The 12358-nt window shown below is 37.6% G+C and carries 10 protein-coding genes and 1 pseudogene; 7 read left to right on the forward strand and 4 right to left on the reverse strand.

Annotated features, from left to right (window positions below):
- Nucleotides 1–134 precede the first annotated feature (134 nt).
- Both I6F53_RS16285 and msrA read right to left on the reverse strand, forming a co-directional pair.
- Complete coding sequence (locus tag I6F53_RS16285) at nucleotides 135–911, reverse strand: amino acid ABC transporter substrate-binding protein (protein ID WP_197181109.1); 777 nt, start codon at nucleotides 909–911, stop codon at nucleotides 135–137.
- Between the two features lie 139 nt (nucleotides 912–1050).
- Nucleotides 1051–2340: a peptide-methionine (S)-S-oxide reductase MsrA gene (gene msrA / locus I6F53_RS16290; RefSeq protein ID WP_165727507.1), complete on the reverse strand. Its 1290-nt coding sequence runs from the start codon at nucleotides 2338–2340 to the stop codon at nucleotides 1051–1053.
- A gap of 249 nt (nucleotides 2341–2589) precedes the next feature.
- Here msrA and pxpB point away from each other — a divergent pair, with 249 nt between their 5' ends.
- The 6 genes and pseudogenes from pxpB (at nucleotide 2590) to I6F53_RS16320 (ending at nucleotide 7681) form a co-directional block, all read left to right on the forward strand.
- Entirely contained in the window at nucleotides 2590–3255 is a 666-nt protein-coding gene (gene pxpB, locus I6F53_RS16295) for a 5-oxoprolinase subunit PxpB (RefSeq protein WP_197240315.1), read from the forward strand.
- Entirely contained in the window at nucleotides 3248–4177 is a 930-nt protein-coding gene (locus I6F53_RS16300) for a biotin-dependent carboxyltransferase family protein (RefSeq protein ID WP_197240317.1), read from the forward strand. Before pxpB ends, I6F53_RS16300 begins: the two co-directional genes overlap by 8 nt.
- Nucleotides 4178–4211: 34 nt before the next feature.
- Nucleotides 4212–4307: pseudogene (locus I6F53_RS20815) on the forward strand (5-oxoproline transporter, DUF979 family subunit); the annotation flags it as partial.
- Nucleotides 4300–4968 carry a pyroglutamyl-peptidase I gene (gene pcp, locus I6F53_RS16310; RefSeq protein ID WP_197240323.1) on the forward strand — a complete coding sequence of 223 codons (669 nt, stop codon included), beginning with the start codon at nucleotides 4300–4302 and terminating at the stop codon, nucleotides 4966–4968. The pseudogene I6F53_RS20815 and the gene pcp, both read left to right, overlap by 8 nt.
- Before the next feature lie 153 nt (nucleotides 4969–5121).
- On the forward strand, nucleotides 5122–6795 hold the full coding sequence (gene asnB / locus I6F53_RS16315; RefSeq protein WP_024598933.1) for an asparagine synthase B: 1674 nt from the start codon (nucleotides 5122–5124) through the stop codon (nucleotides 6793–6795).
- A complete protein-coding gene (locus I6F53_RS16320) occupies nucleotides 6779–7681 on the forward strand; it encodes a PhzF family phenazine biosynthesis protein (RefSeq protein WP_166419010.1) in 903 nt (300 codons plus the stop codon). Before asnB ends, I6F53_RS16320 begins: the two co-directional genes overlap by 17 nt.
- A gap of 20 nt (nucleotides 7682–7701) precedes the next feature.
- On the opposite strand, the gene egtD is transcribed toward I6F53_RS16320, so the two are convergent.
- Both egtD and egtB read right to left on the reverse strand, forming a co-directional pair.
- The gene (gene egtD / locus I6F53_RS16325; RefSeq protein WP_166419011.1) at nucleotides 7702–8676 is read right to left on the reverse strand and encodes an L-histidine N(alpha)-methyltransferase; all 975 of its coding nucleotides are present in this window, start codon (nucleotides 8674–8676) and stop codon (nucleotides 7702–7704) included.
- Nucleotides 8673–9944, reverse strand: a complete 1272-nt coding sequence (gene egtB / locus I6F53_RS16330) for an ergothioneine biosynthesis protein EgtB (protein WP_166419012.1) — start codon at nucleotides 9942–9944, stop codon at nucleotides 8673–8675. Before egtB ends, egtD begins: the two co-directional genes overlap by 4 nt.
- Nucleotides 9945–10571: 627 nt before the next feature.
- On the opposite strand from egtB, the gene I6F53_RS16335 reads away from it, so the two are divergent.
- A complete protein-coding gene (locus I6F53_RS16335) occupies nucleotides 10572–12152 on the forward strand; it encodes a BCCT family transporter (protein WP_166419013.1) in 1581 nt (526 codons plus the stop codon).
- The last annotated feature ends 206 nt before the right edge of the window (nucleotides 12153–12358 follow it).

Genomic DNA, 12358 nt, shown 5'->3' on the forward strand with positions numbered 1-12358 from the left:
AAAAACGGTTCAAGTTAGGTGGTGACTTGGCTTGAACTGTTTTTATTATTAAACCACATACATAATATAGCTATATACAGGTTAAATACCTTTGTAAAAAGCCCCGTAAGTTATAACTTACGGGGCTTTTTTAGTTAATTTTTTATTTGATATTCTTTTTTTAATTTACGTATCTGCGCTTTATGTGAAAGCAAAAATGTATCAAATTGCTTAACTACCTCAGGGTAGTCAATCGATGATAATGAAAATGCTTGTAAATCTGTCGGCAATTCGTTTTGAAAATAAACGGGTCGGGTTAATTTAAAGTATTTAACGATATTATAATTTAATACATCGTTAGATATGTAGATGCACTCTACCCGCTCTTTTAAAAGCATCTCAATTAATTCCATTACATTAGCGGTTTCAATTAGCTCAACGTTTTCGTTGTTCATTAAAGGCTTAAAGCTTTGAGACGTAAACCCTCTCACCGTTGCAAAACTAACGCATTCATCAATAGTGATATTTTTATTTAAACTCGCAATACCCGTTTTAGTCACAACGGTTGGCTGCGAATAAATAATTTCATTTAAATCATCAAAGGAAGCTTTATAACTTGGTTTCCATTGAGGATTATCTGGATATTTAAAATCAACATGATGGTGATCAATAAATTCTTTATAAAGACGATTAATTGGCAGCGTGTAAAACTCAAATTTAAAGTCGTGCTGCTGTGCAAACAAAGTTAGCAACTCTTCACTGAAGCCATAATAGTCAGCACCATTTGCTCCACTACCATCAAAGTAAGGTAGATACTCTATATTCTCTACGCCGACGACATAGTGCGTTGCCGACTTAGCATCGGTTATAAAAATTAATAAAGCTAAAGGCAAATACATTAACTGCGTTGTTATTTTTATAAATTGATTCATTTATAACCTAAGTAATATTATTGATTGATGTGTAGCTGAACGCTTTAATTTTAACAAATTTGCAAAAAATATGATAAATCTATTTTATTTTATGCAAAAAAAAAGCCTGATTAAAATCAGGCTTTACAAAGTAAAAGGTTTAGCTTTTATCTCTTGGTACAAAATCGAGTACTGTTGCGTTTATACAGTAGCGGTCTGTGCCTCTAGGGCCTTCTCCTGGGAATAAATGACCAAGATGAATACCTGTACTTTTAGAGCGAAGCTCAATACGTGTTATTCCCCAGCTGCTATCGTCATGCTGCGTTACACTACTTTTTACTGGGTGCTTAAACGACAACCAACCAGTGCCTGAATTAAATCTATCACGTGTATCAAATAGTGGCTCTCCACTTAATTTATCAACAAAAGTGCCATCAGGTGTATTTTTAAACTCCTTGTACTCTTTACAGTAAGGTCTATCTGTTCTTGCATCAAATGCGACTTTATAAGCGTCACTTTTACCTAACTTAAATGCACCCAATGCTTTATAAAATTCTTCAGGTGTTGCATAACCTTGACGCCCATATACTTCAATGCCATTTTCTAAAAACAAAATAGTCGGTGTTGCCCACGTGGCTGACTTAATAGTTAAACCTTTAAGCTGGTCAGCATGGCGAAACGACATTGGTATAGTCCCTTTGTAATCATTTGCGACTGTTTTTTTAAATTTTTCACAGTATGGGCAGTATTCACGTGAATCTAAGACTACGATCTGCTTACCTGCGAGTAAGTCACTGTTATCGACTTTTTCTACGGGTTTTTTATTAAAAACAACGCCTGTTGAATGATCAGGACAATAGCCATTAGGGTTCTTTTGTAGATAATTTTGGTGATACTCTTCTGCCGATACAAAACCTGTAAGTGGTTTAATAACCGTTTCGATTTTGCCGTAGCTCGCATCAGTTAAAAGCTGCTGATATTGCGATTTAACTTGCTCAGCTACTTTAGCTTGCGCATCGGTAGTCGTTAATACAATTGAGCGATATTGCGTACCAATGTCGTTACCTTGGCGATTTTTTTGCGTAGGATCGTGGCTTTCAAAATAGTTTTTTAGTAAATCTTCAGCCGAAATTATATTACTGTTATACATAACCTGTACAACTTCAGCATAGTTGTTTTCGTCAAAGCGACGAGACTGATCAGTAATGTTTCTGTATGTTGCTTTAAAGCCATTGCCGTCGGCATAACCCGACTCAGCATCAATAACGCCATTAAGCGCTTCGTAGCGTTTTTCAGCCCCCCAAAAACAACCTGATCCAAGTACAATGGTTTCTACATGCATGGTGGCTTCTATATTGCTGTGCTCGACCTTTTCCATAGATAAAGCAAAGCTGCCTGCGCTAAATATAATAGCAGCGCCTGATAAATATAATAAATGCTGGTGTTTCATAATGTACCTCTTAAACAAGTGCGTGCTAATTAAGACCTCCTTACCTTAATTTTCATTTCAACCTAATTACTTATTTAGTACGAAGTGCATTTAGTTTTGGTCTTCAATAAGTTAAATACGATTAATTAAATATAAAAACACTCTTAAACCAAGCTGAGCAAATAAAAATAACCACTTAGTCGCAATGGTGTAAATAAATTAATAAAACTGTGTTACGTTTAAATTATGTTGTACTAATAGGTTTATTTAATGAAGCCAACTCCTCATATTTATGCATTAACAAACAGTAGCTTACTGTTTGATGCATCGCATTTAGACGCAAAAGATAAACTCTCCATTCAAAAGAAAATTTGGGCTTTAACCAACCACTGTAAAAGCACTGATGAATTTACCGATTTAGTCCCAGCTATGAACTCGCTCACTCTTTATTTAAAATCTGATAAACACTTAAATAAGTGGCTACAAGTGCTACCCTCGCTGTGGGATGACATTAAAAGCAGTACTTTTAAGGGGCAGCATCACTTAATTGAAACCACATACAATGGCGAGGATATTAATTACGTGGCTAACTATCATAATTTAAGCGCTGATGAGGTTATTAATATTCATAGTAAAGCCAAGTACCACGTATTATTTTTAGGCTTTCAGCCCGGCTTTGCCTACCTTCACGGCTTAGATGAGCAATTACATACCCCAAGGCGTGATGAGCCACGTACTAGGGTTCCTAAAGGCTCTGTTGCGATAGGTGCTGCACAAACCGGAATTTACCCTGCGGATACGCCAGGCGGTTGGCACATAATAGGCCATACAAATACCTCTTTGTTTGATTCAACCTCTGCGCAACCTTGTTTAATTCAACCTGGCGATACGCTTGAATTTGTTCCGCTAGTTAATAAAGGAGCAACTCATGATTAAAGTCCTTAAAAGTGGTGTATTACTTACAATTCAGGATTTTGGCCGTGAAGGCTACCGCCATTTAGGTGTAAGTAAAGCGGGCAGCTTAGACCCCTTTGCGCAAATAATTGCGAATAGATTACTTAACAATAACGACAATGATGCCGTTTTAGAAATAACCGTTGGTTTGTGCGAACTTGAATTCACCTGCGATACAGTCATTGCACTTCATGGTGCCGATTTGCAAGCGACCCTTGATGGGCAAACAATTTACCCTGGTTGGACATACGCAGTAAAAAATAAGCAAGTGCTTAGCTTTGCTACAGGTAGAGCGGGCTTAAGAGCTTATTTTGCGGTGAAAGGCGGTATACAAAATACTGAGGTTATGGGCTCTAAATCTACAGATTTAAATGCACGTTTTGGTGGTATTGAAGGTAGAGCTCTCACCACAGGTGATGAAATACCTATTACTCCTTATTGTGGAAAGTTTATAAAAGTAGGTGCAATTGCTCCACCTCAGCGCAAAATTATACGCTTGTACCCGAGCCCTCACGCTAACTTACTGGGTAAGCCATTATTGGATACCTTTGCAGCTACTGCATTCAAAGTCAGTACTAACAGTAATCGAATGGGCGTAAGGCTTGAGCATAATAAGAATAGCTTGGTGCATTCGCACTCTTTGCCATCACTGGGTGTAAGTCCTGGGAGCATTCAACTACCACCAAATGGTGATCCTATTGTGCTACTTAACGATGGACAAACCACTGGGGGCTATCCTCTTTTAGGAACAGTTATTGAAGCCGACTTACATCAATTTGCACAATTTAGACCTTTAGATACAGTTGAATTTAAATATGTAACGTTTGAAGAAGCAGCAAAGGCAAAGCAGAAACTTGACGGGCACCTACATCAATTGAGCCTTGCACTTAAAAATAACCTATAAAATATTCTAGAATCAACACGCCCTAGACTTAAAAGATAAGTACCATGTAATAAAGGCCCAAATTCCGACGGCAGTTACCTTACTCGCCGTTAATATTATTTTAATGTATAGCTTGGTGTTTAATGACTAAATCAACTTCTACTATGCCGTGTGTATTAATAACCGGTTTTGCTCCTTTTGGTGGCGAAACTATCAATCCTTCTTGGCAAGCAGTGCAAAAACTTGATGAAACTATCATCATGAAACACAAAATATGCACACTAGAACTTGCCTGTGAGTTTAATACGTCTATCAGTCAGCTTATAAACGCCATTGAGTCGCATAACCCGGCGGTTGTTTTGTGTATAGGACAAGCTGGTGGGCGAAGTGAAATATCAATCGAGCGTATTGCAATAAACGTTGACGATGCACGCATTAAAGACAATGCAGGTAAGCAGCCTATCGATACGCCAATTGAAAAAAATGGCCCTGATGCCTATTTCACAAACTTACCCATAAAGCGCATGTTACAAGCATTGCACAACAGTAATATCCCTGCTGCTATTTCAAATACGGCAGGCACCTATGTGTGTAATCACGTTATGTATGGCCTTATGCATTATATAAACGATCACTGCGCGGTGATGAAAGGTGGCTTAGTACATGTCCCTTATTTACCAAGCCAAGCGGTGCACCACAATGGCGCACCAAGCATGAGTGAAGAAACCATTATTAACGCTTTAAAGGTCATGATCGCACAAGCTTTGAACAACAATAGTGATGTAAAAATAGCAGCAGGCACCACGCATTAACCATTTTGGTGCAGTTACATCTAAGTTGGTGCATAAATTATTCTTAATTAATTGTAAAAGCTATGTGACTTGAGTAATTTTTTCTGATAAAACAAGGTTTCGCAGTACAGCAAATTAGCTCTGCTGCACACATAATAGGAATGAGGAGTTACTATGTGTTCAATTTTTGGGGTATTAGATATTAAATCTGATCCCACTCAATTGCGTACCCAAGCAATTGAAATGTCAAAGCTGCTTAGACACCGTGGTCCGGATTGGTCTGGTGTATATGCATCTGAAAAAGCTATTTTAGTACATGAGCGTTTAGCTATTGTTGGTGTATCAAGCGGTGCACAGCCTTTATACAACCCAGAAAAAACAAATATTTTAGCGGTTAATGGCGAGATTTATAATCATAAAGAACTTGCAGCAGAGTTAGACGTTGATTTTACTTTTCAAACTCAATCAGACTGTGAAGTTATTTTAGCGCTATATAAACAAAAAGGGCCTGACTTTTTAGATGACCTAAACGGCATTTTTGCATTTTGTTTATACGACGAAGAAAACGACGCCTACTTAATTGGCCGTGACCATATTGGTATTATCCCGCTTTACACAGGGCACGACGAGCACGGTAACTTTTATGTTGCTTCTGAGCTAAAAGCACTTTCTCCAATTTGTAAGCACATTGAAGAATTTCCACCAGGGCATTACCTGTACAGCAAAGATGGCAAAATGACGCCTTATTACAAACGTGATTGGGAAACATTTGATGCAGTTAAAGATAATAGCGCAGAAGCGCAAGACGTTAAAGATGCATTAGAAGCGGCCGTTAAACGTCAATTAATGTGTGACGTGCCTTACGGTGTATTACTTTCTGGTGGCTTAGACTCATCAGTTATCTCTGCTATTACGCAGCGCTTTGCCGCAAAACGTATTGAAGATAACGACGAAAGTGATGCATGGTGGCCTAAGCTTCATTCTTTTTCAGTAGGCCTTGAGGGCTCGCCAGATTTAGCGGCTGCACAAAAAGTAGCTGACATGATTGGTACTATTCACCACCCTATCATTTTTACTATTCAAGAAGGCATTGATGCACTTCGTGAAGTGATTTACCACATTGAAACGTACGATGTAACAACAATTCGTGCCTCTACACCTATGTACCTAATGGCTCGCCAAATTAAAGCCATGGGTATTAAAATGGTGTTATCGGGTGAAGGTGCTGATGAGCTATTTGGTGGTTACTTATACTTCCATAAAGCGCCAAACGCACAAGAGTTTCATGAAGAGTTAAACCGTAAAGTATCAAAACTGCATATGTTTGACTGTTTACGTGCTAATAAATCAATGGCGGCATGGGGCGTAGAAGCACGTGTACCGTTTCTTGATAAAGAATTTGTTGATGTTGCTATGCGTATCAACCCTGAAGCTAAAATGTGTAAAGATGGAAAAATTGAAAAACACATTTTACGTGAAGGCTTTGAAGGCTACTTGCCTGATGAAGTTTTATGGCGTCAAAAAGAGCAATTTTCAGACGGTGTTGGCTACAGCTGGATTGATACGTTAAAAGAGTTTGTAAACGAGCAAGTAAGCGATCAAGAGCTTGCAAATGCAAAATTTAAATACCCCATTAATACGCCAGATTCAAAAGAAGCATACTACTATCGTGCAATTTTTGAAGAGCATTTCCCAGGTGATGCATCAGCTAAATGTGTACCACATGGTAAATCGGTAGCGTGCTCGACTCCTGAAGCACTTGCATGGGACGCATCGTTCCAAAACAACGCTGATCCATCAGGTCGTGCTGCAGGCGTTCATAACGACGCATATGCAAGCAAAGGTTAACACTTTTTGTATATCGCAGCGTAGGCCTTTATGGCTCACGCTGCGCTTTATAAAGTACACTTACACCCAATCTGTTTTTTTTAGCCCTGCAAATAACTTAAAAGGCTCAAGCGCCTTAATTGTTATTTATGAAAATGGGTTAACATCAAAAAAAATGCAATATATTGCATCACAATCAATTCACCCTGCTACCGTATTTTTAAATCAAAATGAAATAACTAAACGTCATTGTAAAATTCGTTGGTTTAATCAAACAAGTGAAATTAAACGCTGCGGGCATGGCACTTTAGCAGCCGCTAATTTTTTGATAAAGCATTTTGGTTATTGCCCTAAAGCGTTTATCTCAATGAGTCATGAGCGTTTTACTATAAAAGAAAAAAAACAACGCGCTCAGCTATTACTAAAAAGCATAGAGCCACAAAAAAGCAAATTAGCTAAAGATGAGTTACAAAACGTGTTTTCATTAGCAATAAAAGCAGCCTATAGCACCGGTGATAAAAACGGTTACACGGTTGTATTATTTAATAAAGAATTTGATGAAGAATTCGATAAAGAATTCGATAAAGAACTTGAAAAAAAATCCGATGAAAAGCAGGACTTAAAAAGCTTACACTTTGATTTTAAAGCTTTGAGTAAAGCCCATAAAAATGCAGTTATTGCGCTTAATATACAAAATATAGACAAAAAAAGTGCCATAGCGCATTTTAGATACTTTGCCCCTCAGTTTGGTGTTAATGAAGACAGTGCTACTGGCTCTGCTCTATCGGTTATTGCCCCATTGCTTTTTAGACTGTACGGTTTAAATAAAGCCAAACTTATCCAACAATCAAATAATGGCGCACTGCTAAACTATGAATTTAACAATGCTAAAGTTTTGATTTACTAAATCATATGATAAGTAACTGTTTAAAGAGGCCTTAATAAGCACAAAGCAAAATAGTTACTGTCGTCTTGCCACGTTTGCTCTAACTTTAAATTAGCCTGCGCTGCAAGCTGCTTAAACGACTCAAGCGTGTACTTATGAGAGTTTTCTGTATGAATGCTTTCACCTTCTATAAAGTCTATTTGCTGATCGTTTATAATCACACTTTGAGTACAATTACTTACTAAATGCATTTCAATACGGCTATGTTGCTCGTTAAAGCGTGACTCATGGCTAAAGTTATCTACGTTAAATGTGCCATTTAGCTCGTTATTAATACGTTCCAGTAAATTTTTATTAAACGCAGCGGTGACTCCCGCTTTATCATTGTAGGCATCAAGTAGCACTTGGCGCTCTTTGACTAAATCAATGCCAATTAACACATACCCGTTTACACCACATAACCGATGGAAATTATTCATAATTTCAATCGCTTTTACTGGAGCAAAATTACCAAGAGTCGACCCCGGAAAATACACTAAGTTAGTTTGACTGTCTAAAGTGGTATCTTTGGTTAACTGCTTAACCATTTGGCTATGCGTAAAATCGCCTAGTAGAGGTGAAATTGTAAGTTCAGGAAACAACGGCGACAAATGTGCAAGTGAGTAACTAAGCATTTCTTCAGATATTTCAAATGGAACAAAGGTTTTTACGTTTTCCATATGCGCTAGTAAATACGCTACTTTTTTACCAGAGCCACAGCCTGGCTCTATAATAGAAAGGTTTTCAGGTAGCATTTGAGCAATTGACTTCGAGTGTTGCTCTAATATAGAAAGCTCTGTGCGTGTTACATAATATTCTTGCAGTGTTGTTATTTGCTCAAATAATGCAGCACCTTTATCATCATAAAAATATTTACACGGAAGCGTTTTTTGTTGTTGAGTTAATCCGCTTATCACATCATTTAAAAATTCAGTGTCGGTTATGTTGCTTTGCTTAATCGCTGTTATTTGGCTCATACTATATCCTTAGCTAGTCTAATTCCGCTGCACATCCACGCTTGGTGCGGGTAATAAAAATTACGGTATGTTTGTCGTAAATGGTTTTGAGGGGTAAACACACACCCGCCGCGTAATACCATTTGGTTATTCATAAACTTACCATTGTATTCCCCTGCTACTCCTTCAATAGGTTTAAAACCGGGGTATGGTAAATATGCACTGTTCGTCCATTGCCAGCATGAATCAGTTAACTGACTTATTTTAGTATCACCTTTTGCTAGTTGAGGTGTGAGATAACGTTCTTCTGCTTCAACCAAATCATCGTTCTTAGCCGCATATTCCCATTCGAACTCTGTAGGCAAACGCGCTTTTACAAAATTAGCATAGGCACTGGCCTCAAAATAACTAACATGGCAGATGGGTGCATTTAAATTAAGAGGCTGCAACCCATAGTGTGTAAACTCAAACCATTCGTTATTTATGCAATGCCAATATAATGGCTGTGTTAATTTGTTATTTTGAATGTTTGCCCAACCATCGCTCAGCCAATACTGTGGGTCGCTATATCCACCGGTATTTATAAACTCTAAATATTCACCATTAGTGACTAACCTGTTAGCAAAGCTAAATGGATGAATTAATACTTGGTGCTTAGGTAGCTCGTTATCATATGCAAATTCGTCGTCGGCATTTGTGCCTATATTAATAATGGCTTGCTCAAAGTTTATAAAATTAAGAGGCTTAATATGAATTGGTTTATTTTGATTAGTTAAAAGTGATGTTTGATATTGTGGAAATAATGGGTTTACTGAAAAGTTATATTTGATGTCCATAAGCATCAGCTCTTGATGCTGTTGCTCGTGGTTTAATCCAAGATCAATAATATCTTTAATTTGTGGACTAACTTCGCTCTTAAGCAATTCAATAATGCAGCTATCTACATGCTTTCTATAAGCTAACACTTCATCTAAACCAGGTCTGGATAAACTACCTCGGTTGACGCGCTTAAATTGCTCTCCAATACCATTGTAGTAAGAATTAAAAAGCATTTTATAATGAGGATTAAACACTGTGTACTGTTTACAATGAACGCTAAGTAAAAACGTTTCAAAAAACCAGGTGGTGTGCGCTAAATGCCATTTGCTTGGACTGACATCTGCCATAGCTTGTAGCTGGCAATCTTCTAAAGTGAGAGGTTCAATAATAGCCAAACTTTCGCTTCTAACGCTGCAAAAGCGTTTCACAAGTTCGGTTTGATTGGTATTGTTTAAAGCGCATTCACGCATAATAGTATTAATCCTTTTCCTATCTATTTATAAAATATAGCCCAGTACTGTGTTAAATCATATTCATATTACAACTTGATTAAAGATGCTTCTCAGCTTATAAATTTATACTAGCCCTAGAGAGAAATTTGCTCTTTGCTGCTCAGTTTTTAATTATTCTCATGTGTATTTGAGCATGTAGAATAACGCAGGTTTGTAACCGCACCGTTAGGTTACAAACCTAGGATCGATTAAACTGCTCCTAAATAGAAAAAATTTTAATCCTAAAAGGTCAACAAGCTCTAATATTTAAGCATCAATTAAGTTGCTTAAAAGTGATCTTTTTTTACTTAACCAAGTAAATTAATACTTTTAATAGCAAACTAATTTTTAACGTTCACTGAATTTATAATTTTAGAGCTTTTAAACAAAAGAATCATGAATTTGGCCATATAAACAGCGATTTAAATACAAATTCATTTACATTTAATATTTAACTCATACACTACTAGCTGTATGATCACTCTTCAAATTAGTTAGTCTTCAAATAATTACGGTATTACTTTTACTTAATATTTAAAGGCTAATGTAATTCGATATGACGCCGAATTTATTTTCGGCTTGTTAGGACAACTAAAGAGGTATTGCATGAAGGAAAATCATGACAAATATAGTATTGACAGTACAGACTACACTGTAGGTCAAGACAACGTACAAAAATGGGGACTTGATATACATAACTCTGTTTTCGGCATAAGTGCCGGACTGATTGTCATTTTTTTAATCGCCATTCTTGTTACCGATCCACAAACGGCTAAATCTGCGCTTGATGGTATAAAAACAGATATCATCAATAACTTTGACGCCTTATTTATGTGGGCTGCTAATTTTTTCGTTGTTTTTTGTTTAGCGCTTATTGTTTCACCTTACGGTAACATTCGTTTAGGTGGTGATGATGCTAAACCGACTCATTCACGTATTTCATGGCTAGCTATGTTATTTGCTGCTGGTATGGGTATTGGCTTAATGTTTTGGGGCGTTGCTGAACCACTCGCATATTATACAGGCTGGTTTGAAACACCACTGAACGTAACACCTAATACACCCGAGGCAGCAAAAGTAGCAATGGGTGCGACTATGTTCCACTGGGGCCTTCACCCGTGGGCTATTTATGCAGTTGTCGGACTTTCGCTTGCATTTTTTACTTATAATAAAGGCTTACCGCTTTCTATTCGTTCTATCTTTTATCCTATTCTAGGTGATAGAGCATGGGGCTGGCCAGGTCACCTTATCGACATTTTAGCCGTGCTTGCAACCCTGTTTGGTCTTGCTACTTCTTTAGGGCTTGGGGCACAGCAAGCTTCTGCAGGTATAGACCATGTATTTGGTACCTCAGGCGGAGTTGGTTCACAAATTTTAGTCATTATAGGTGTTTCACTTTTAGCTATTGTTTCAGTAGTTCGTGGGATTGATGGCGGCGTTAAGGTACTTAGTAATGCCAATATGCTAATCGCCTTAGTTTTGCTTATCTTTGTTTTTTTAGTAGGCTTTGCTGTTTCTGTAGGTAATATCCCGACTACTGTTATGGGCTATATAGAAAATATAATTCCACTAAGTAATCCTCATGGTCGTGAAGATGAAACTTGGATGCACGGTTGGACCGTATCTTATTGGGCATGGTGGATTTCTTGGTCACCATTCGTAGGTATGTTTATCGCGCGTGTTTCACGTGGTCGTACAATTCGTGAATTTTTAATTGCGGTATTACTTGTCCCTACTGCTGTTACTATTTTATGGATGTCGATTTACGGCGGCATTGCTATTGACCAAGTAGTTAATGGTGTGGGTGAATTAGGTGCTAATGGCTTAACTGAAGTTCCTCTGGCTATGTTCCAGATGTTTGATGCATTACCTCTATCTAATATCTTATCGTTTATTGCGATTGTACTAGTATTAGTATTTTTTATTACGTCATCGGACTCTGGTTCTTTGGTAATTGATTCAATCACTGCCGGTGGCAAAATTGATGCTCCAGTACCACAGCGTATTTTTTGGGCTGTTACTCAAGGTGCGGTAGCCGCTGCATTACTTTGGATAGGCGGGACTGAAGCGATTCAAGCACTTCAAGCTGGCTCTGTATCGGCAGGTTTACCTTTCACTATTGTATTGTTATTTATGTGTTTAAGCTTAGTTTTAGGTTTGCGAACTGAGCCTCGCCCAATTAAATAATACTTTTAGGTAACACTTTTACTTAGTAGTACTTTTACTTAGTAACAAAGCGCCGCAATTTTTTGCGGCGCTTTTTTGTTTAATACCAATCTGCTTATATATAGCAGACATTGCTCAGACCTCTAGGCAACTTTTTGGATTTTATATAAATGCAACGCATGCCCACCAATGAGCCTTATTATTTTTTCCCTTAACTCATCAAAACC

The sequence above is a fragment of the Pseudoalteromonas sp. SWN29 genome, assembly GCF_015864465.1.
Taxonomy (GTDB): Bacteria; Pseudomonadota; Gammaproteobacteria; order Enterobacterales; family Alteromonadaceae; genus Pseudoalteromonas.